At 73.6% G+C, this 19264-nt stretch carries 17 protein-coding genes; 10 read left to right on the top strand and 7 right to left on the bottom strand.

What is annotated here, in order from left to right; translation table 11 throughout:
- The first annotated feature begins 129 nt into the window (after positions 1-129).
- The 3 genes from gntD to ACZ6KF_RS06470 all read left to right on the top strand — a co-directional run bounded on the left by gntD (position 130) and on the right by ACZ6KF_RS06470 (position 3339).
- Positions 130-1209 carry a guanitoxin biosynthesis L-enduracididine beta-hydroxylase GntD gene (gene gntD, locus ACZ6KF_RS06480; protein WP_469237522.1) on the top strand — a complete coding sequence of 360 codons (1080 nt, stop codon included), beginning with the start codon at positions 130-132 and terminating at the stop codon, positions 1207-1209.
- Positions 1210-1265: 56 nt separating this feature from the next.
- Positions 1266-2036 carry an SDR family NAD(P)-dependent oxidoreductase gene (locus ACZ6KF_RS06475; RefSeq protein ID WP_469237520.1) on the top strand — a complete coding sequence of 257 codons (771 nt, stop codon included), beginning with the start codon at positions 1266-1268 and terminating at the stop codon, positions 2034-2036.
- A 76-nt stretch (positions 2037-2112) separates the two neighbouring features.
- Entirely contained in the window at positions 2113-3339 is a 1227-nt protein-coding gene (locus ACZ6KF_RS06470) for a cytochrome P450 (RefSeq protein WP_356627925.1), read from the top strand.
- On the opposite strand, the gene ACZ6KF_RS06465 is transcribed toward ACZ6KF_RS06470, so the two are convergent.
- Positions 3326-4114, bottom strand: a complete 789-nt coding sequence (locus ACZ6KF_RS06465) for a thioesterase II family protein (RefSeq protein ID WP_469237518.1) — start codon at positions 4112-4114, stop codon at positions 3326-3328. The genes ACZ6KF_RS06470 and ACZ6KF_RS06465 overlap by 14 nt on opposite strands.
- A gap of 153 nt (positions 4115-4267) precedes the next feature.
- Between ACZ6KF_RS06465 and ACZ6KF_RS06460 the strand changes: the two genes are divergently transcribed.
- Together ACZ6KF_RS06460 and ACZ6KF_RS06455 are read left to right on the top strand one after the other, a co-directional pair.
- Positions 4268-4612, top strand: coding sequence for an acyl carrier protein (locus ACZ6KF_RS06460; protein WP_356627923.1), 345 nt, complete (start codon positions 4268-4270; stop codon positions 4610-4612).
- On the top strand, positions 4609-6351 hold the full coding sequence (locus ACZ6KF_RS06455) for an acyl-CoA dehydrogenase family protein (protein WP_469175898.1): 1743 nt from the start codon (positions 4609-4611) through the stop codon (positions 6349-6351). The genes ACZ6KF_RS06460 and ACZ6KF_RS06455 overlap by 4 nt, the downstream gene beginning before the upstream one ends.
- 165 nt (positions 6352-6516) lie before the next feature.
- Here ACZ6KF_RS06455 and ACZ6KF_RS06450 read toward each other — a convergent pair whose 3' ends face one another.
- Together ACZ6KF_RS06450 and ACZ6KF_RS06445 are read right to left on the bottom strand one after the other, a co-directional pair.
- Positions 6517-7881: a helix-turn-helix domain-containing protein gene (locus tag ACZ6KF_RS06450; RefSeq protein WP_356627921.1), complete on the bottom strand. Its 1365-nt coding sequence runs from the start codon at positions 7879-7881 to the stop codon at positions 6517-6519.
- Positions 7882-8118: 237 nt separating this feature from the next.
- Positions 8119-8754 carry a 4'-phosphopantetheinyl transferase family protein gene (locus ACZ6KF_RS06445; RefSeq protein WP_356627920.1) on the bottom strand — a complete coding sequence of 212 codons (636 nt, stop codon included), beginning with the start codon at positions 8752-8754 and terminating at the stop codon, positions 8119-8121.
- Positions 8755-8882: 128 nt separating this feature from the next.
- Between ACZ6KF_RS06445 and ACZ6KF_RS06440 the strand changes: the two genes are divergently transcribed.
- From ACZ6KF_RS06440 to ACZ6KF_RS06420, 5 genes are all read left to right on the top strand, one after another.
- A complete protein-coding gene (locus ACZ6KF_RS06440; RefSeq protein WP_469237516.1) occupies positions 8883-9866 on the top strand; it encodes a helix-turn-helix transcriptional regulator in 984 nt (327 codons plus the stop codon).
- A gap of 179 nt (positions 9867-10045) precedes the next feature.
- Positions 10046-11497 (top strand): MFS transporter, encoded by a 1452-nt coding sequence (locus ACZ6KF_RS06435; RefSeq protein WP_469237514.1) that lies wholly within the window; start codon positions 10046-10048, stop codon positions 11495-11497.
- Between the two features lie 32 nt (positions 11498-11529).
- Positions 11530-12558 carry a 3-oxoacyl-[acyl-carrier-protein] synthase III C-terminal domain-containing protein gene (locus ACZ6KF_RS06430; protein WP_469159876.1) on the top strand — a complete coding sequence of 343 codons (1029 nt, stop codon included), beginning with the start codon at positions 11530-11532 and terminating at the stop codon, positions 12556-12558.
- A 46-nt stretch (positions 12559-12604) separates the two neighbouring features.
- Complete coding sequence (locus ACZ6KF_RS06425) at positions 12605-12904, top strand: acyl carrier protein (protein ID WP_469237512.1); 300 nt, start codon at positions 12605-12607, stop codon at positions 12902-12904.
- Positions 12901-14400 (top strand): AMP-binding protein, encoded by a 1500-nt coding sequence (locus ACZ6KF_RS06420; RefSeq protein ID WP_469237510.1) that lies wholly within the window; start codon positions 12901-12903, stop codon positions 14398-14400. Before ACZ6KF_RS06425 ends, ACZ6KF_RS06420 begins: the two co-directional genes overlap by 4 nt.
- A gap of 79 nt (positions 14401-14479) precedes the next feature.
- On the opposite strand, the gene ACZ6KF_RS06415 is transcribed toward ACZ6KF_RS06420, so the two are convergent.
- From ACZ6KF_RS06415 to ACZ6KF_RS06400, 4 genes are all read right to left on the bottom strand, one after another.
- On the bottom strand, positions 14480-15439 hold the full coding sequence (locus tag ACZ6KF_RS06415; RefSeq protein ID WP_356627914.1) for an HAAS signaling domain-containing protein: 960 nt from the start codon (positions 15437-15439) through the stop codon (positions 14480-14482).
- Positions 15436-15774 (bottom strand): PadR family transcriptional regulator, encoded by a 339-nt coding sequence (locus ACZ6KF_RS06410; protein WP_356627913.1) that lies wholly within the window; start codon positions 15772-15774, stop codon positions 15436-15438. Before ACZ6KF_RS06410 ends, ACZ6KF_RS06415 begins: the two co-directional genes overlap by 4 nt.
- Positions 15775-15864: 90 nt before the next feature.
- Positions 15865-16590: a class I SAM-dependent methyltransferase gene (locus tag ACZ6KF_RS06405; protein WP_469237508.1), complete on the bottom strand. Its 726-nt coding sequence runs from the start codon at positions 16588-16590 to the stop codon at positions 15865-15867.
- A 114-nt stretch (positions 16591-16704) separates the two neighbouring features.
- Entirely contained in the window at positions 16705-19209 is a 2505-nt protein-coding gene (locus tag ACZ6KF_RS06400) for a SpoIIE family protein phosphatase (RefSeq protein ID WP_469237506.1), read from the bottom strand.
- Between the last annotated feature and the right edge of the window lie 55 nt (positions 19210-19264).

Below are 19264 nucleotides of genomic sequence, written 5' to 3'. Positions count from 1 at the left end.
CGGGACCCTGCTCGGCCGGTCCAGTGCGCACGACACGCGGTCCGGCCGCACCGACGAGGCGCGGCGCGGACCGCACAGGACCGAACGACGGACGACCCGAGCGGTCACGACCCGGTGAGGACACCGACCATGACAACCACCCTTCCGACTGTCGACGCCTCCCGCCGGGACGCGGCCGACTCCCCGGCGCCCTGCCTCGACTCCCCCGTCGAGTACCGCCTCGACGCCGACGAGGTCGCCGAACTGCGGTCCGCCGCCGAGAAGCTGGGCGAGGTCCACGGCGCCCCGAGCCTGCCCGAGTTCTACGACGGCGCTCTGGCCGCCGAGGAGTTGCTGCCCGCCGGACTGCGCACCTTCCTGCTGACGTACCGCAGGAGCGAGCGCAACGCCGCCTGCCTGGTGCACGGCTTCCCGGTGGACGACGCCGAGCTGGGCCCGACGCCGGGCCACTGGCGGGAGGCGATCCACGGCGACAGCGCCCGCCCGCAGGAGCTGTGGCTGGCACTGTGCGGCATGGCGCTCGGCGACCCGTTCGGCTGGGTGACGCTCCAGGAGGGGCGGATCATCCAGAACATCCTGCCGATCCGGGGCGACGAGGACCGGCAGAGCGGCTACGGCAGCGACGCGCTGCTGGAGTTCCACACCGAGGACGGCTTCCACCCCAACCGCTGCGACTACCTGCTGCTGTTCGGGCTGCGCAACCCCGACGCGGTGCCGACGATCGTGGCGTCCGTGCGCGACACCCGGCTCGACGACCACGACCGGGCGGTGCTCGCCGAGGAGCGCTTCCACATCCGCCCCGACACCGAGCACATCCGCCAGCTGGAGACCTACCACCCCGACCACCCGGCGCTGCCCCGGTTGCGCGAGATGGCCGCGAACCCGGTGCCCACCGCCGTCCTGTCCGGCGACCGGACCAGCCCGTACCTGCGGATCGACCGGCCGTTCATGGACGCGCTGCCCGGCGACACCGAGGCGGAGGCGGCGCTCGACCGGCTCATGGCCGAGCTCCAGCGCGTGCAGCAGGACATCGCGGTCGGCCCGGGTTCGATGCTGATCGTCGACAACTACCGCGCGGTGCACGGCCGCCGGCCCTTCACCGCCCGCTACGACGGCAGCGACCGCTGGCTGAAGAAGCTCACCGTCAGCCGCAACCTGCGGCGCAACTTCAGCGGGTACGCCCTCGGCAGCCCGCGCGTCATCGTCTGACCGGCCGTACCGAGCACCGCCGTCGTCACCCGCAGCTGAAAGGCAGGCAGCACCTCATGCGCACCGTCATCGTGTCCGGCGCGTCCAGCGGAATCGGGCACGCCACCGCCGAGCGCTTCGCCCGCGCCGGCGACTACGTCGTCAACCTCGACGTGCAGCCCCCGGCGCCGGACACGGCGACGGGGTCGCGCGAGGGCGGCGGCGAGGTCCACTGGGTGAAGCTGGACGTCTCCGACTGGGACGGCGTGCGCGACGCCGTCGACCGGGTGGCCGCCGAGCGGGGCCGCCTGGACGTCGTCGTCGCCAACGCCGGCATCAGCGTCCGCCACGGCATCCTGGAGATCACCGAGGCCGAGGCCCGGCGCACCCTCGACGTCAACCTGATGGGCGTCCTCGCCCTGTGGCGGCACTCCGTCCCGCACATGCTGCGCGCCGGCGCGGGCGTGCTGCTGGCCACCGCCTCGGTCAACGGCTCCCGCGGCTACCCGCTGTACGCCGACTACAACGCCAGCAAGGCCGGCGTGACGTCGCTGTGCCAGACGTTCGCCGTGGAGCTGGCCCCGCTGATCCGCACCGCGTGCGTGGCGCCCGGCGCGGTGCTCACGCCGATGCAGCGGGCCGAGTACACCGACGCCATGCTCGACGAGGTCAACGAGCGCATTCCGGCCCGCCGGCACGCCTCGCCCGAGGAGATCGCCGACGTGTTCCACTTCCTGGCCTCGCCGCAGGCGTCGTTCGTCTCGGGCCAGCAATTCACCGTGGACGGCGCGGAGACCGCCGGGGCGACCACGGCGTTCTTCCCGGGCCCGACCGAACCCGTCGGCTGACCGGCCGCCCCCCTGCGCAGCACCCCCTTCGCACCCGATCTTCCCTATCGCACCACCGAGTCCGAGGACTACGACCATGACGACCCGCCCCGTGCTCGATCCGGGAACGCTCGACGCGGTGGATCTCGCCGATCCGCTGCTGCACGCCGGCCACGACCTGGGGCCGCTGTGGCGCAGGCTGCGCACCGAGGCGCCGGTGCACTGGCAGCCGGAGGGGCCGAGCGGGCCCGGGTTCTGGGTGGTGACCGGTTACGCCGACGTGGTGTCGGTGCTCAGCGACAACGAGACCTTCACCTCCGAGCGGGGCAACGTGCTCGACACCCTGCTCGCCGGCGGCGACTCGGCGGCCGGGAAGATGCTCGCCGTGACCGACGGCGGCCCGCACAAGGCGCTGCGCAGCGCGCTGCTGAAGCCGTTCTCGCCGCGGTCGCTGGACGTCGTGGTGGACAGCGTGCGGCGCGGCACCCGGCGGCTGGTCGAGGAGGCGGTCGAGCGGGGCACGGTCGACTTCGCCGCCGACGTCGCCGCGCACATCCCGCTCGCCGCGATCTGCGACCTGCTCGGCGTGCCGGCCGCCGACCGGCAGCACATCATCTCCCTGACGTCGGGGGCGCTGTCGTCGGCGGACGGCGTGCCCGACGAGGAGGCGACCTGGTCGGCCCGCAACGGGCTGCTGCTGTACTTCTCCGAACTGGCCGCCGACCGGCGCAAGAAGCCGTACGACGACGTGGTCAGCCTGCTGGTGACGCGGGAGATCGACGGGCGCCCGCTGACGCACGAGGAGATCGTCTTCAACTGCTACAGCATCATCATGGGCGGCCACGAGACGACCCGTTTCGCCATGGTGGGCGGGCTGCACGCGCTGATGCACCGGCCGGACCAGTGGGCCGCCCTCACGTCCGGGGCGGCGGCCGTCTCCACGGCGGTGGAGGAGGTGCTGCGCTGGACCACGCCGGCCCTGCACAGCGGGCGCACCGCGACGCAGGACGTGCTGCTGGGCGATCAGTTCGTGGAGGAGGGCGACATCGTCACGACCTGGATGGCCTCGGCCAACCGGGACGAGCGGGTCTTCGAGGACCCGGACGTCTTCGACCTGTCCCGCACGCCCAACAAGCACGTGTCGTTCGCGCACGGGCCGCACTTCTGTCTGGGCGCCTTCCTGGCCCGGGCCGAGCTGTCGGCGCTGCTGGAGAGCCTGCGGGAGCTGGTCGCGGTCGCCGAGCCGGCCGGCGAACCGCGGTACGTCTACTCCAACTTCCTCAGCGGCCTGTCGGCCCTGCCGGTCACGCTCAAGGCCGCGTAGCCGCCGTCACGCCGAGCCGTTCCAGTTCGTCGAGGACCGCCGTCAGCGTCGCCTCCGGATGCGCCTGCGGGTAGGAGTGCCCGCCGGGCACCACCCGCGTCCGGGGCGGCGCTGCCGTCGTGTACGCCTCCCAGGGTTCCACCTGCGCCCGGGTCGCCACGCTGTCGTCGGCGCCGGCGAACGCGACGAGCGGGCAGCGCACCGGCGCGGGCCCGTCGAGCAGGTAGCGCTCGGCGAGTTCGAGGTCCGCGCGCACGGGGTGCAGCAGCATGTCCAGGAACTCCGGGTATTCCAGGAGCTGTTCGGGCAGGCCGCCGTGCTCGCGCAGCCAGGCGACCAGCCGGGTGCGGTCACTGCCGGTCAGCGGCTCGCGGGCGAGCGGCACGTGCGGGGCGCGCGATCCGGACACCAGCAGCGCCTCGGGGCCGCGCAGCCCGTCCTCCCGTTCGATGCGCCGGGTCAGCTCAAAGGCGACGACCGCGCCGAAGCTGTGCCCGAACAGCACGTAGGGCAGGCCGAGTTCGCCGCGCAGGCCGTTCAGCAGGGCCTCGGTCAGCGAGTCGAGGGAGTCCGGCACGGGCTCGTCGATGCGGGATCCGCGGCCCGGCAGCTCCACCGGGGCCAGCTCGACCCCCTCCGGCAGGAACGGCCGCCAGCCGCCGAAGGACGCCGAACTGCCGCCGGCCTGCGGCAGGCACAGCAGCCTCAGCCGCGGCCGGCCGACGGCGTACCGGGCGCTGATCCACTGCGTGGTCACGGGGTCGGGTGCACTCATGCCGGACAGCGTTACCGGCCCGGACCCACCACGGCCAGGCAGCGCGGCGGCAGTTTCGGCGGAAGCAACACCCCCGCCGGGCGGGCGAGTTGCCGAGAGCTTGCCGGGCCGGTTACCTGGGGCGGCCGTACGATCCTCCCTACCGTCGGCGTCATGACTGACACCCCTGCCGCAAGCTCCACCGAAGCCGTCGCGCCCGTGATCCTCGGGATGGTCCGGCTGATCGCCCCGCGCAAGCCCGAGGCCGTCGACCCGGGCGACCGTCTCATCGGCGACCTCGGTTTCCACTCCCTCGTCCTCGCCGAGCTCGGCTACAACCTGGAGGACCTGTACGGTCTGCGGTCGCTGACGCCGGAGGAGGCCATGAAGCTGGAGCGCGTCAGCGACGTGATCGACTGGGTGGGCACCGAGGTGGCGGCCGGCCGCGCCGAGCTGCCCGCCGAGGAGGAGGTCACGCTCCTCTTCGCCCGCTACGGCCTCGACGACACCGCGGCATGACCGGGCGCGCCTTCGACCGGCCCTCCTACGGGCTGGCCGCCGAGCTGGACGAACTGCTCGGCGACCCCGCCTCGGGGAGCGGCCCGTTCTCCTTCGCCCGGATCGTCGAGCACGAGGAGCGGGGTGAGCTGCCGCCGGGCGCGGTGGAGCAGCTGCGCGAGTGGGGATTCGCCCGCTTTCTGGTGCCGGAGGCCTTCGGCGGCGGGCTGCGGAACCTGGAGCAGCTGTTCCTGATCACACGGGTGCTGGCGCGCCGGAACCTGACGGTGTCGGTGATGTTCGGTTCGGCGCTGCTCGGGGTCAACCCGGTGTGGCTGTGGGGCGACGAGGAGCAGCGGGCGCGGGTCGCCGAGGGCATGCTCGGCGGCGACCTGGCGTGCTTCGCGGTGTCGGAGCCGGACCACGGCAGCGACCTCGGCACCAACGAGGCGGTCGCGGTGCCGGACGGGGACGACTACCTCCTCAGCGGCGAGAAGTGGCCGGTCGGCAATGCCACGCGGGGCCGGTTCCTCACCGTGTACGCCAACGTCCAGGGCGTGGGCTCGTCGCTGCTGCTGCTCGACAAGTCCCGGCTGGACGAGTCGACGTGGACCAACCATCCCTTCGTGCGCACGGTCGGCCTGCGCGGGCACGACCTGAGCGGGATCGTCTTCCAGGGCACGCGGGTGCCGCGGGGGTCGCTGCTCGGACGGCCCGGCGGGGGTCTGCCCGGCATCCTCCAGGTGCTCCAGATCACGCGCACGGCGATCGGCGCGCTGTCGATGGGCACGATGGACTCGGTGCTGCGGATCGCGCTGCGGCACGCGCGGGAGCGGGTGCTGTACGGGCGGGAGATCTACCACATCCCGGTCATCCGGCGGCACCTGGTCCGTTCCCATCTGGACCTGCTCGTCGCCGAGTGCACGGCGGTCCCGGTGACGCGGTCGCTGTCGGTGGCGCCGTCGCGGCTGAGCCTGTGGTCGTCGGTGGTGAAGTACCTGGTGCCGACGCTGGGCGAGGAGGTCGTCGCGGAGGCCGGGCGGGTGCTGGGCGCCCGGAGCTATCTGCGCGAGGGCGTGGCCGACGGCGCCTTCCAGAAGCTGCAGCGCGACCACGCGATCGCGAGCATCTTCGAGGGCACGACGCACGTCAACCTGCACAGCATCGCCTCGCAGCTGCCCGCGGTGGCGCGGGTCGCCGACCGGCCGGCGCGCGAGGGCAACACGGTGCTGCGCGCGCTGTTCGACTGGTCCGAGGAGGCGCCCGTGTGGGAGCCGTCGGGCCGGGCGCTGCGGCTGACCAACGCCAGCGAGGACGAGATCACCCGCGGCTGGGAGCCCGCCGTGGCGCGGGCCCGGCTGATCGCCGAGCGGGAGCTGCCGACGGCGGAGGCGGTCGCGCTCAGCCGGGTGCTGGACGAACTGTCCACCCGCCGCAAGGCGTTCTACGCGGTGATCGCGACGGGCGAGCTGGACGCGGGCACGGCCGAGGCGCAGGACGTGGCGGTGGAGCACTGCTTCCACCACGCGGCGGCCTCGTGCCTGTACACGTGGCTGTACTCCTTCGAGGAGGAGCGTACGACGCCCCTGGGCACGGCATGGGTGATCCTGGCGCTCCAGCGGGTGCTGTCCCGCCTCCAGCCGGGCGTGGAACTGGACGAGTCGCTGCTGCCGCGCCTGGAGTCACTGATGCTGTCCTGCCTGGACGGCCCCGACCACTTCTCGCTGGACGCGGTGAAGGCGGCCTGCCGGGCGGGGTGACGGGTGTGCGGGGCGTGTCGGGCCACGGGCCGCCGGCCGGCGGCCCGTGGCGTCCGAACCGACGGACCGTGGCCCGGCCGGCGGGGCCCGCGGCCCGCCGGCCGGGGCGTCCCCCGGGTCGAACGGGCCCGACCGGCGGACGCCTCACCGTCGGATCACGTCGGGTCAGGCCACGTCGACCGGGTGGCCGGACCTCGTCGTCGGGGCCGAGCCGACCAGGTCCTCGTCCGGGGACGGGGAGTGGGTGGCGTCGCCGGAGCGGGTGGCCGTGCGGGTGACGACGTGACGGACGAGAGCGTGGATGCGGTACTCGTAACGGCCCTGACGGTTCGTCTGGACGAGCGAGGCGTCGGCCAGTTCGGCCAGCAGATGCGCTACGCGCGTCATCTCGCGGTCTCGGTCGGGCCGGGTGGCGAGCACGTCGTCCAGGGAGAAGCCGTCGGGCAGCGTGACCAGATCGTGCAGCAGCGCCCGGTGCGGGGCGGGCAGCAGGTCGTAGCTCCACCGCACGCTGCCGGACAGGGTCCGGTGCGCGCTCAGGCCGCCCGCGTCGACCTGGTCGAGCAGCTGGAACAGCGTCTCCTCGCGCAGCAGCGAGGTCAGCGGCAGCGACCGCAGGCGCTGCGCGGCGATCTCGATGGCCAGCGGCACCCCGTCGAGGAGCCGGCACAGCGCGGTGACCTGCTCCATGTGCTGTGCGAGATCCAGCGTCGGCAGGCAGGCCTGGACCCGGCGGAGCAGCAGCTCCACGGCGCTCGGCACGGCGTCCCGGCCCGGGGCGTCGTCGACGGCGAGCGGCTGGACCTCCCAGCTCTCGGCCGCGCCGGCGGCCAGCGCCCGGCGGGAGGTGACGAGCAGATGCAGTCCGGGATGCCGGTCGAGCAGCTGACGGGCGAGGCGCGCGGTCTGCCGTATCACCCGCTCGGCGGCGTCCAGCACCAGCAGCCGACGGGTCGCGGTTCCCGGCTCGCCGACCAGGTCCCTGGTGATGCGGGCGAGTTCGGCCTGCGCGCGGGCCGGGTCCAGATGCTCCGGCGTGCAGTCGTGCAGTTCGGCGACGGCGACGCCGTCCGGGAACAGCGGGCGCAGCCGGGCCGCCGCCGCGAGCGCGAGCCGGGTCTTGCCCACGCCGCCGGGCCCGGTGAGCACGACCAGCCGGCTGCGCTGCGCGCTGGCGAGAATGTGCCGCATGTCGGCCTGCCGGCCCACCAGCGGGTCGCCGAGCGGCCGGGGCCCGTGCCAGGGGGACGGCGTCCCCGCGCCGTCCCCCGGCGTTTGGGTGCGCTGCTCCGGAATGCCCGGCATGAGCGGCCAGCCGGCGCCGCTCCAGGGCGCCGCGTCCGCGGGCGCCGCGCCGAGGGCACTGAGCAGCAATTCGACCGAAACCCGACGCGGATTGGTGTTGGTGCCGGTTTCGAGATTGCGGATCGTCCGGACGCTGACGCCGGAGCGCTCCGAGAGCTCCTCCTGCGTCCATCCGGAGATTTTCCGCCGATTGAGCAGAAACTCACGCAGTTGGTGAATGTCCATTCTGCCGTAGGAAGTGAACTCATCCTGAATCACCATTGACAGAATCCCCCTTGGAAATGAAACACACAGACCGCCGCATGATCACCCCGTGGCGGCGGACACGACGTGGTCCTCCGCCGTGTCAACACCGCCATGCCCCATGTTTTGGCCAAGACCGGACCCTACTCGACCGAAGAACCGAACGGGAGTTCCGCCCCTTACAGGAAGACGCCACCTGACCGCTTCCTGCCAGATTCCCTACACCAGGCACACCGCTGCCAGAAGGTACCCGGAACGCGCCGTCCAACGGCCCCGGAAGCCCCCGGACCCGTCCGGCGGATCGCCCCGGAACGTACCGTCGGGAGCCAACCTGACCCGAAAGTCATTAAATCCGAAACGACTTCCCAGCCGTGGCGAAAACGCCTTGTAGGAAGCCTCTTTCGCGCAGAACAGCAGGCGGTCCCGTGGCACGTCGGACGCGGTCCAAACGTCGTCTTCCAGCCACTGTGCGGCGGCGCTCGGCACGATCCGCGCGGCGACCGCGGCGGGCAGCGGCGCGGCTGGTTCCGCGTCGATCCCGAGCGCCGTGACGTCCGACGCGCGGGCCACGGCGGCGGCGCGGTAACCGCGGCAGTGCGTCATGCTCCCGACGACGCCCTCGGGCCAGCGCGGCGCGCCCGACGCGTCCGGGAGCAGCGGGCCCACCGGCGCGCCGAGCCGCCGAAGCGCCCGGCGCGCGCACCCGCGCACGGTCGTGAACTCCCGCCGCCGCTCCGCCACCACGCCCTCCACCAGCGCCTCTTCGGCGGCGAACAGCGCGATCGACGCCTCCGGCCCGTCGTCCCCGTACGCCTCCCGGGCCTCGACGCCCGGCGGCACGAGATCGCCGATCATGCCGGGACTTCGCAGGAAATAAGGGCGTTCGACACCCGCCGGACCGGAGGGACTTCTGCTTGATCCGCGAACTTCATGTGAGGATGATGCGCGAGATCCGGGGAGTGACGGGACCACGGGGGTGCTCCATGTTGCACAGACTAGGGTTGGACGACCTGAGCGATGCGGTGTACAAGCAGCTCATCGCCGGGCGGTACCGGAGCGCGGACGACCTGGCCGACCACCTGGGCGTCACCGCGGACGACATACGGCCGGCCCTGGACCGCCTGGCCAAGCTGGAGCTGATCCGGCCCGCGCCCGACGGCGTCGGCGAGCCGGTCGACCCCCGTCTCGGCCTCAAGCAGCTGCTGCTGCGGCAGATGTCCGGGATCGACGAGCGGCTGCGCGAGTTCGAGGAGGACCGCGCCGCCGTCATGGCACTGATCGACGAGTACACCGAGGCGCGTCCCGGCGCCGGGGAGGTGCCCGGCACCTCGTACGTCACCGGCCGCGAGGCGGTCGCCGAGGAGCTGCGTGAGCTGTCCGGCCGGGCCGGCGCCGAGTGGCTGGCGTTCGTGCCGGACGGTTCGCCGTCCGTGAGCTGGCTGGAACAGCTCCAGGTGCTCCAGCGGCGGGCCGGCGCCCGTGGCGTGGACACCCGTACCGTCACCACGGACAGCATCCGCGGCGACACCCGGGCCGGGCTGCGCGCCGCCTGGGAGGCCGAGCCGCACAACCGGGTGCGCACGGTGCCGTCGCTGCCGGTGCATCTGCTCGTCGTCGACCGTTCCCGGGCGCTGCTGCCCGCCGATCCCGCCGACCCCTGGCACAGCGTCCTGCACTTCACGGCGCCCGGCGCGGTCGAGGCGCTGACCTCGCTGTTCGAGAGCGTGTGGGAGAGCGCCGTGCCCCTCGGCGCCGCCGCTCCCACGGTGGACGAGCACGGACTGAGCCCGCGCGAGAAGGAGTTGCTGCGGCTGCTGGCGCGCGGCCTGAACGACGACGCCATCCGCCGGCGGCTCGGCGTCTCGCTGCGCACGGTGCGCAGGATCGTCGCCGAGCTGTGCGTGCGGCTGGGCGCGGCGAGCCGTTTCGAGGCGGGTTACCAGGCAGCCAAGCGCGGCTGGATCTGACGCCCGGCCGGCCCCCGGGCCCGGTCCGTGCCGAGCGGCAACTTTCTCCCCCGGAATTGCCGGTGCGCTGCCTGGCCGGGCCGGTGACGCATCGACCAGCATGCTCGTCGGGATCCGAGGCGCCGCCCCGGACCGGTGAGCACACGAGCGAGCACACGAGCGACGGGGGACGCACGACGATGGAGCGGTCACGTCCCGGGGGCTCCCCCGCGGAAGACGCCCCCGAGGAGGACACCCCCGCGCGGCCCGCGGGCGAGGAGACCTCCCCCGGTGAGGCCACCGCCACGGAGCCCACCGCCGCCGGCGGCCCCGCCGGGCAGTCCAAGCTCCCGTCCCTGTGGCGCAGCCGCGACTACGTCTACTGGTGGACCGGGGAAGGGCTGAACCAGCTCGGCACCAGCGTGTCCACGCTCGCCTTCCCGCTGCTGATGCTCTACGCGACCGGCTCCGCCGCGCAGGCCGGCACCATCACCGTGCTGCACATGCTCGGCAGGCTCGCCACCCTCGTCGTGGGCGGCGCGCTGGCCGACCGCGTCTCCCGGCGCGCCCTGCTGTGCCTGGCCGCGCTGGCCGAGGCCGTGTCGATGGGCGCCGTCGCCTGGCTGGTGTACCGGGGCGACCCGCCGGTGCTCGCACTGGACGCGCTCGCGCTGGCCGGCGGGCTCGCGGCCGGGCTGAGGTCGGGCGTCACCGCGCCGGTGATCCGGCGGATCGTGCCCAAGGAGCAGGTCGCCGACGCCACCGCCCAGGGCATGGGCCGCGACATGCTCGCCCAGCTCCTCGGCGCCCCGCTCGGCGGCCTGCTGTACGCGACGGCCCGCTGGGTGCCGTTCCTGTTCGACGCGATCACCTTCCTGTTCATCGCCCTGTCCTCGCTGCTGATCCGCCGCCCGCTCGGCCCCGACCGCACGCCCGGGAAGGAGCGGCGGCCCGGTCTGGCCGCCGACGTCCGTGCCGGGCTGCGCATGATCCGCCGCAGCGACTACCTGGTCTTCACGCTGGCCTGGGGCGCGCTGCTGAACACCGTGGCGCAGGGCTTCATGCTGCTGTTCGTCGTCATCGTGAACCACCGCGGCGGCAGCCCCACCACCATCGGCGTCGTCACCTCGCTCGCCGTCACCGGCGGCGTGCTCGGCGCGGTCGCCGGGCCGGCGCTGATGCGGCGCATCGGCGCCCGGCGGGTGCTGCTGCTGTCCGCGTGGCTGTTCACGGCGTCCTTCGCCGCCGTCGCCCTGGTCCCCCGGCCCTGGCACATCGGGCTCGTGATGCTGATCGGCATGACCAGCATGGTCCCGATGAACATCGTCACCGAGTCCTACGAGGTCCGGCTGGTTCCCGACGCCTATCTGGGCCGGGTGGCGTCGACGGGCCAGTTCTGCTTCCAGGCCGTGCAGTGGACCGGCCCGCTGGCCGCCGGCTTCCTCGCCGACGCGGTGGGCGTGGAGCGCGCGGTGCTGATCCTGGCCGCCGCGATGGCCGTCCTGGCGCTGGTCCTGCACGCCGGGCGTCGCCAACTGGCACTGTTGGACACGCCGTTGGAGGAGGTCCAGGAGCTGGCCGAGCCGGCGCAGCCCGCGGAGCCGGACCCCGAACCCGTCCTCACCCACCCGTCGAAGGGCCGGGCGGGCTGATCCACCCCGTTCAGCAGTGAAGGGACCACCACATGGCCACGTCAGTGGAGCCGGGCATCGTCGCGACGGGCATGGCCTTCGGCGAGCGGTACGGCGTGCGCGAGACCGCGGCCGGCTACGTTCCCGATCCCGAGACGGTCGTCGCCCTCGGCTACGAGACCTACCACCGCGTCGCCGAGGGCGTCACCGCGACCGACCTCGCGGCCGCGGCCGCCCGTGAGGCCCTGGAGAACGCGGACCTGACCATCGGGGACGTCGACCTGATCGTCGTCGGCAACTCCGACGTGCCCGACTACCTGGGCTGGGACCCCTCCGCCGCCGTGGCCCGGGCGCTCGGCGCGCACGGCACGCCCACCGTGCTGTTCACCCAGGCGTGCGCCGCCTGGTCGCCGGCGCTGGACCACGCGGCGGGCGCGATGGCCCTCTCCCCCGGCGTGGAGACCGTGCTGCTGGTCATGGTCAACGTGCTCAGCGAGGCGCACAGCAACCGCATGGACTTCAACGGCTGCGTCGCCAGCGACGGGGCCGTGGCGGCCGTCGTGCGGCGCGGGCACCCGAGGCTGCGCCGGCTGTCCTCCGCCCAGTTCACCAACCCCGAGTACGCGGACCTGTTCCGCATCGAGTTCGGCGGGGCCGCCAGCCCGCTGCCGCCGCCCGGCCGGGGGCTGAAGGACGTCAGTCCGATGGCCTCGGTCTACCGGCACTTCGGCCGGGACCCCGAGCGCTTCCAGGCGTTCATGAAGGAGCTCAGCCGCCGGCTGGCGGACGTCGTCGACGAGGCGCTGGCCCGCGCCGGACGCGACCGCGGCGAGCTGGCCCGGGTCATCCACATCAACGACAGCCAGCCGACGTTCCGCGCGGTCGCCGACGCGGTCGGCATGCCCCTGGACCGCACCAACGCCGCACTGGCCCGCGGCCTCGGCCACATGGGCGCCGCCGATCAACTGGTCTGCCTGTGGCGGCACATCGAGAACGGCGAACTGGCGCTCGGGGACCTGGTGGCGCTCACCGGCGTCGCCTCCCCCGGCATGCACTGGTTCTGCACGATCGTCGAAGTGTGAGGCGGCGGCGCGCAAGACGCCACGCACCTGCGAAAGGAATGACGATATGCCCGCCGAGCCCCCTGCCGCGCCGGTGATGCCCTCGGCCGTGTCCGAGGCGGACATCGCCGGCTTCGTCGTCGAGCGGTTCCTGCCCGGCGTCGACGCCGCCGAGCTGGACCCGGAGTACGACCTGCTGGCCACCGCCGTGATCGACAGCCTCGGCGTGCTGCACATCGCCGCCTGGCTCTCCGACGAGCACGGCGTCCTCGTGCCCGACGAGGAACTCACCACCCGCAACTTCCGTACCGTGCGGGCCATCCGGGCCACGGCGGAGCGCGCCGGGAGCGGGGAGGCGAGGGCATGAGCCGTTCCCTCGCCGCCGCGTTCGCCGAACGCGCCGCGGCGCAGCCGTCCGCGCCGGCGCTGATCTGGGACGGGCACGCGGTGAGTTACGCGGAACTGCACACGATGGCCTGCCGGGCCCGGGACCGGGTGGAGGCCGCCGCGCCGCGCGCCGACCGCCCGGTGGGCCTGCGGGTGCGCAAGTCGCCGGAGACGGTGGCCCTGGTGCTGGGCTGCCTGATGGCGGGCCGCGGCTTCCTGCTGCCGTCGCACGAACTGCCCGAGCTGCCGCTGAAGGAGCTGTACGGGCAGGCCGGCTGCGTGGTCGTCCTCGGCCTCGCCGACGACCCGCTGGTGGACGTCGTCGTGGACGTCGGCCCCGGCCCACAGGCCGCCGTGGGAGCGCTGGAGACGCGCCCGCCGGCCGAGGTCGCCGAGGACGCGACCGGGTTCATGCTGACGACCTCCGGCTCCACCGGACTGCCGAAGATCGTGCCGATCTCCTCCGGCGCGCTCACCCGCTTCACCGCCTGGGCGGCAGACGCCTTCGGCATCGCCCGGAGCACGGTCGTCCTCAACTACGCGCCCCTCAACTTCGACCTGTGCCTGCTGGACGTGTGGACCACCCTGGCGTACGGCGGCACGGTCGTCCTCGTCGACCCGGACCGCGGCGCCTCGGCGCAGTATCTGCACGGCCTGGTCACCGAGCACCGGGTCACCTTCGTCCAGGGCGTGCCGCTGCTGTTCCAGCTGCTCGCCCGGGCGGCGGCCGACTCGGGCCCGCTGACCACGCCCGAGCACCTGGTGTTCGCGGGCGAGAGCATGCCCGCGAAGATCCTGGCGGACCTGCCGGAGGCGTTCCCGTCGGCCCGCTGGTACAACAACTACGGCTGCACGGAGACCAACAACAGCTTCCTGCACGAGGTGGACCTCGGCCGTCCGGTCACCGCGCCGCTGCCGATCGGCAGACCGCTGCCCGGGGTGCGCTGGCTGCTCGTCGGCGAGGACGGCCGTGCGTTGACCGGCCGCGGCCAGGGCGAGCTGCTGGTCAGCACCCCGTTCCAGACGGCCGGTTACGTGAATGTGCCGGGCGGCGAGAAGTTCGGCCCGCATCCCGACGGGGAGCCCGGCGTCGTCTACTACCGCAGCGGCGACGTCGCCGTGCGCCACGAGGACGGCTCGCTGAGCGTGCTCGGCCGGACCGACTTCATGGTCAAGGTGCGCGGCACCCAGGTGAGCACCCAGCACGTCGAGAGCATCCTGCTGGAGCACCCGGCGGTCGTCGAGGCCGCCGTCGTCGCGCTCCCGGACCCGGAGGCGGGCCACCGGCTGCACGCCCGGATGCGGCTGACCGCGCCCGGCGCCGCGGGCGTCCTGGCGCTGCGGCAGTACTGCGCGGAGCGCGCGGTCCGCGCGGCCGTGCCCAGCGTGTTCGAGACCGTGTCGGAGCCGCTGCCGCGGACGTCGACGGGCAAGGTGGACCGCAACCGGATCAAGGCCGACCTGCTCGCGCGCTGACCGCGTCACAGGGCGGACGCGGGAACGCGGGAAGGGGGGCTGCCCGGCCGGGCAGCCCCCCTTTCCGCGTGACGGTGCCTCAGCCGCGCGCGCCCCGGAAGGCCTTGGCCACCGAGACCGCGCCGACGACGAGCACGATGAGCGCGGCGCCGCTGTAGACGGGGTCCGGTGACTCCCAGAGGGTCTTGCCCTCGGCGAGGAAGTCCGGGTTGAACAGCTCCTGCTGGTACAGCACCCACGCCAGCGGCAGCGTGAACAGCGCCTGGGCGACCGCGTGCCAGGTGGCCAGCCGCACGGTCCAGCCGCGTGCCACCACCCGGGCGAGCCCGATGCCCACCAGGCCGGCGAGGCCCGCGAGGACCGGCCAGATCCACCCCGACCACAGGTCCGGGTGGAGCACCTCCAGCCACTCGCCGTCCCCGGCCGCGCCGTCGCCGTCCGCCCAGAAGGGTTCGGCGGTGTGCTGCCAGACGATCAGCCCGAACAGGAAGGCGTCCCAGACCACTTGGGCGATGGCCCCGAAGCCGCCCTGGTCCGGCTGCCGTACGTCCGGCAGGTCGTCGGGGGTCCACCGAGCCGCGCCCGTCACCCCGCGGCGGTGCCGGACCCGCTCGGTCACGGCGAACACCAGCGTCAGCACGGCGACCAGTTGGGCCCCGACGGTGATCAGGGTGCCGACGCCGGAGCGCAGCGCGGCGCCCACGTCGTCGGTGTCGGCCAGCTCCAGCAGGACGAGGCCGACGGTGATCACCGGCAGGACGGTGGTCAGCAGGACGGTCAGCAGCCGGAGATAGGCGGGATAGAGATCGGGGCCGATCAGCGCGAGCGGCCGCTCGGTGTAGCGGGCGGCGCAGCGGACCGGGTCCCCCATCTCGGTGAGCACCTCGCGCTCCGCCGTCCGGGGGTCGGCGGCGTTGCGTCCCTCGACGGTGTCGGCGATCGTGGCGCGGAGTTCCTCCGCGATGTCGTCGCGCTGGTCGGCGGGCAGCCGCCGGACGACCTCGTGCACATAGCGTTCGGTGAGCACGCCCGTACTCATTCGTTCTCCTTGGTCAGTTGTGAGATCGAGGCGACGAGGTCCTGCCATTCGCGCACCAGCCCGGCGCGCACTCGCGAGCCGTCGGCGCTGACCTGGTAGAACTTCCGGGGCCGGGACTCGTCGGTGTTCCACTCGCTCGTGAGCAGGCCCTGTTTCTCCAGGCGTCGCAGCAGTGGGTAGAGCGTGTTGCCGTCGACGGTAACCCCCGCATCGTTGAGCGTCTCCAGCAGCGCGTAGCCGTAGCTCGGCTTCCGGAGCAGTGCCAGGCAAGCCAGCACGACCGTTCCACGACGCAGCTCCTGCGCCTGGCTGAGGGTCATCTCTTCTACGGACACGACTCACACGATACTGTGTGCCGCACACTAATGTCACGCGACCGGGTGCGGCCAACCGGTGAACGGAGTACGACGGTCGGGGGTTGCGGGTCAGACCGGCCGGCCCGCCACCAGCCACTTCGACGGCACCTGGATCGGTGCGCCGTCCGGTCCGGGCTCGGTGGTCGTCAGCGGCAGGTCGCCGCTCGCCAGCACGGTGAGTCCGGCGGCGCGCAGGAACTCGGGTATCGCGTCGTCGGCCACCTCCCCGGGGGCTATGCCGTGCCGGAAGATCGAGGCGAGCTTGGCGGGCGGGCCCCCGGGGCGGGCGGCCAGGTCGCGCAGGGCGGTTCCGGCGGCCTGGGCGAGCTCGACGAGGAAGGCCCTGCCGCGGGCGCCGACGAGGCTGGCGATGCCCTCCGCGAGGGGCCGGCGGTCGCCGGGCTCGCTCTGGTGCAGGACGCCGCGCATGTAGACGTTCACGTCGCCGAGTTCGGCGTGCAGGGCCGCGGCCTCGCTCGGCTCGGCCGCGTCCAGGGTCCGGTAGCCGGCCCGCCCGGCGGGGTCGGCCTGCCGGGCGTGCGCCACGGCCGCGTCGGACAGGTCGACGCCGAGGACGCGCGGGAAGCGGTCGGCGAGGAACCGGGTCTGGGTTCCGTTGCCGCAGCCCAGGTCGACCAGGGGCAGGTCCGGGTCGGCCAGGTGCGGCTCGAACAGCGGCAGATGCAGCCCGGCGGTCAGCTCCGGCCCGGCGTCCCACAGGACCGCGCCCTGCCCCTGCGGCGCCTCGCTCCAGAAGCCCTCCCAGGCCGCGCGGTACCGACTCGTCACGCTCATCGCCGACAACTCCCCTGATCCGACGCCGTGTTCGCCCGTGCGAGCCGACGGGCGAGTACGGTCTACCGCGGGCGGGCGACGCCCACAAGGCCGGGGGCGCACGCCCGCACGAACTCAGCGGCGCGGCAGGGTCAGTTCGAACCAGACCGACTTGCCGGACGCGGTGCGGTTCGCGCCCCACTCGCGGGCGAGGGTGCTCACCACGCGCAGACCTCGCCCCTTGAGGTCGCCGGGGCCGGCGCTGAGCAGCGTGGGCAGCTCGTGGTCGTCGTCGTCCACCTCGCACAGCAGCGTGTCCCCGCGCACCAGCCGCAGTTCCACGGGCCGCCGGTGCGAGTGGCGCACGGCGTTGGTGACCAGCTCGCCGACCATCAGCTCGGCGTTGTCCGCCAGACGGGCCAGTCCCCACGCGTGCAACTGCTCGCGCACCGCCGCCCGGGCGCGGCGCACCTCGGCCACGTCCAGGGGCAGCCGCCACTCGGCCACGTCCTCGGGCCCGATGCCGGTGAGGCGGGCCATCAGCAGCGCCACGTCGTCCTTGCGTCCGCCGCGGGTGTTGAGGGCGCGGATGATGGTGTCGCAGGCGTCGTCCATGGAGGCGGCCGGGTGCGCGGCGGACTCGCACAGCGTGGCCAGCCCGACGCCGATGTCCTCACCGCGCATCTCGACCAGCCCGTCGGTGCACATGACCAGCCGGTCCCCCGGCCGCACGCTCACCCGCACGGCCTCGAACGGCACCCCGCCCACGCCGATGGGCGCGCCGGTCGGCAGCTCCAGCAGCTCGCTGCGCCCGTCCTCGGCGCGGACCAGCACCGGTGGGATGTGCCCGGCGTTGGCGAGGTGCAGCTCGCCGGCGATCGGGTCGTACACGGCGTACAGACAGGTCGCGAGGTGGGTGTCGCCGAGCCGCTGGGCGAGGTCGTCGAGGTTGCGCAGCAGCTGGGCGGGCGGCAGGTCCAGGCCGGCCATGGTCTGCACGGCGGTGCGCAACTGGCCCATCATCGCCGCGGAGTTGAGGCCGTGACCCATGACGTCGCCGACGACGAAGGCGGTGCGGGCGCCGGGGAGTTTCACCGAGTCGAACCAGTCGCCGCCGACGCGTCCGAGCAGGGTGCCGGGCAGATAGCGGGTGGCGATGTCGCAGCCCGCCATGCGCGCCGGGATGTGCGGCAGCATGCTGTCCTGGAGGGTCTCGGCGACGTTCTCCTGGAAGGTGTACATCCGGGCGTTGTCGAGGACGAGGCCCGCGCGGGCGGCGAGTTCGGCGCCGGTGACCCGGTCCATGTCGTTGAACTCGGGGCGCTCCGGGTGCCGCAGCAGGATCATGAAGCCGAGGACGACGTTGCGCGCCTTCAGCGGGACCACCAGCATCGAGCGGCCGGTGATCAGCGGGCGGATGTCCCGCTTCTCGAACTGCGAGGCGATGGCGTGGCCCATCTGCTCGCTGATCCGCGGCACGAGGACGGGCTCGCCCGTGGTCATGCACTGGAAGAACGGTGTGTGGGCGGGGAAGGGCATGGCCTCGCCGACGGGCACGACGTCGTCCCAGCGGCCGGGTGCGTCGGTGTGCTCGACGGCGACCCGGTGCCACAGGGTGGTGGTGTCCGGCACGCCCTCGGGGAACCCCTCGCCGGCGACGACCTGCTCGCGCAGATAGGTGCCGGCGACGTCGGTGAAGCGCGGCACGACCGCCTTGCTGACCTCGACGACGGTGCGGGACAGGTCGAGGGAGGTGCCGATCCTGCCGCTGACCTCGTTGAGGAACTCCAGGCGCTCACGCACGGCGGCGTACTCGAGGTCCTCGCGGTCCTCCTCGGCCTCGTCGCGCAGGTCCGCGGGGACGGGTTGCCCGGCGGCGAGGGCGCGGGCGAGGCGCTCGCGGCGGGCCTTGCGCTCGGCGCGCCGGGGCACGCCCCAGTCGGGGGTGACGGGCACGCGGGCGTTCCGGCTGAACTCCAGGACGGGGTAGCCGAGTTCGAGGACCTGGGCGGCGATGCGGGCGCTCTCGTCCACGCTCATGCTGGGCAGGATCTCGGGCAGGCCGCGGGCGAGTTCGTCGGCGTCGGGGAGGTCGGTGTGGCGGGCGAGGCCGGGGGTGACGTGCTCCACGGTGCCGGGCTCGGCGTCGGCCCCGCCCTGCGGGTGGGCGACGGCGGCGTCGGCGGCGAGTACGAGGAGGCGTTCGGCGCCGGGCCCGACCAGCGGGTAGGCCCACCACAGGATGTCGGTGCGGTGACCGCCGCGCCCGGTGAGCCGGGCGCGGCCCGCGGCCGGGTAGGACAGCCCGCCGTCGAGGGTGGCGCCCAGGTCGGGCCCGAGGCCGCCGAAGCCGCCGTACGGGCTCTCGTGGCCGTCGGGACCGCCGTACGGACTCTCGTCGTCGGGCTCGGGCAGTGCCCCGGAGACGGGCAGCAGGTCGATCGCGGGGCGGCCGATCGCGTCCTGCCGCGCGGGGCCGAACAGCCGTTTCGCCCCGGTGCTCCAGTGGGAGACGAGGCCCTCCCGGTCGACCACGACCACGGCCAGCGGCACCCGGCCGGCCGGGGCGCGCCCGTTCGGCGGCGCGCCGTCCTCGGCGGGATGACCGGGAGGTGCTTGCCGATCGGCGCCACGGTCCATGGCCCAGGCCCTCTCTCCCCACGGCTGTGCAAGATCTGTGCCCCCGGCCACCACC

The organism is Streptomyces sp. NPDC046379 (genome assembly GCF_055587785.1).
Note: the sequence above shows the minus strand (reverse complement) of the source record. Positions and strands in the feature narration are given on the sequence as shown.

Coding starts and splice junctions, on each gene's coding strand:
- ACZ6KF_RS06460 (WP_356627923.1), top strand. CDS start 4,268: ATGACTGACACCCCTGCCGCAAGCTCCACCGAAGCCGTCGCGCCCGTG.
- ACZ6KF_RS06440 (WP_469237516.1), top strand. CDS start 8,883: ATGTTGCACAGACTAGGGTTGGACGACCTGAGCGATGCGGTGTACAAG.
- ACZ6KF_RS06475 (WP_469237520.1), top strand. CDS start 1,266: ATGCGCACCGTCATCGTGTCCGGCGCGTCCAGCGGAATCGGGCACGCC.
- ACZ6KF_RS06450 (WP_356627921.1), bottom strand. CDS start 7,881: ATGGACATTCACCAACTGCGTGAGTTTCTGCTCAATCGGCGGAAAATC.
- ACZ6KF_RS06470 (WP_356627925.1), top strand. CDS start 2,113: ATGACGACCCGCCCCGTGCTCGATCCGGGAACGCTCGACGCGGTGGAT.
- ACZ6KF_RS06415 (WP_356627914.1), bottom strand. CDS start 15,439: ATGAGTACGGGCGTGCTCACCGAACGCTATGTGCACGAGGTCGTCCGG.
- ACZ6KF_RS06445 (WP_356627920.1), bottom strand. CDS start 8,754: ATGATCGGCGATCTCGTGCCGCCGGGCGTCGAGGCCCGGGAGGCGTAC.
- ACZ6KF_RS06425 (WP_469237512.1), top strand. CDS start 12,605: ATGCCCGCCGAGCCCCCTGCCGCGCCGGTGATGCCCTCGGCCGTGTCC.
- ACZ6KF_RS06435 (WP_469237514.1), top strand. CDS start 10,046: ATGGAGCGGTCACGTCCCGGGGGCTCCCCCGCGGAAGACGCCCCCGAG.
- ACZ6KF_RS06400 (WP_469237506.1), bottom strand. CDS start 19,209: ATGGACCGTGGCGCCGATCGGCAAGCACCTCCCGGTCATCCCGCCGAG.
- ACZ6KF_RS06420 (WP_469237510.1), top strand. CDS start 12,901: ATGAGCCGTTCCCTCGCCGCCGCGTTCGCCGAACGCGCCGCGGCGCAG.
- ACZ6KF_RS06430 (WP_469159876.1), top strand. CDS start 11,530: ATGGCCACGTCAGTGGAGCCGGGCATCGTCGCGACGGGCATGGCCTTC.
- ACZ6KF_RS06455 (WP_469175898.1), top strand. CDS start 4,609: ATGACCGGGCGCGCCTTCGACCGGCCCTCCTACGGGCTGGCCGCCGAG.
- ACZ6KF_RS06405 (WP_469237508.1), bottom strand. CDS start 16,590: ATGAGCGTGACGAGTCGGTACCGCGCGGCCTGGGAGGGCTTCTGGAGC.
- gntD (WP_469237522.1), top strand. CDS start 130: ATGACAACCACCCTTCCGACTGTCGACGCCTCCCGCCGGGACGCGGCC.
- ACZ6KF_RS06465 (WP_469237518.1), bottom strand. CDS start 4,114: ATGAGTGCACCCGACCCCGTGACCACGCAGTGGATCAGCGCCCGGTAC.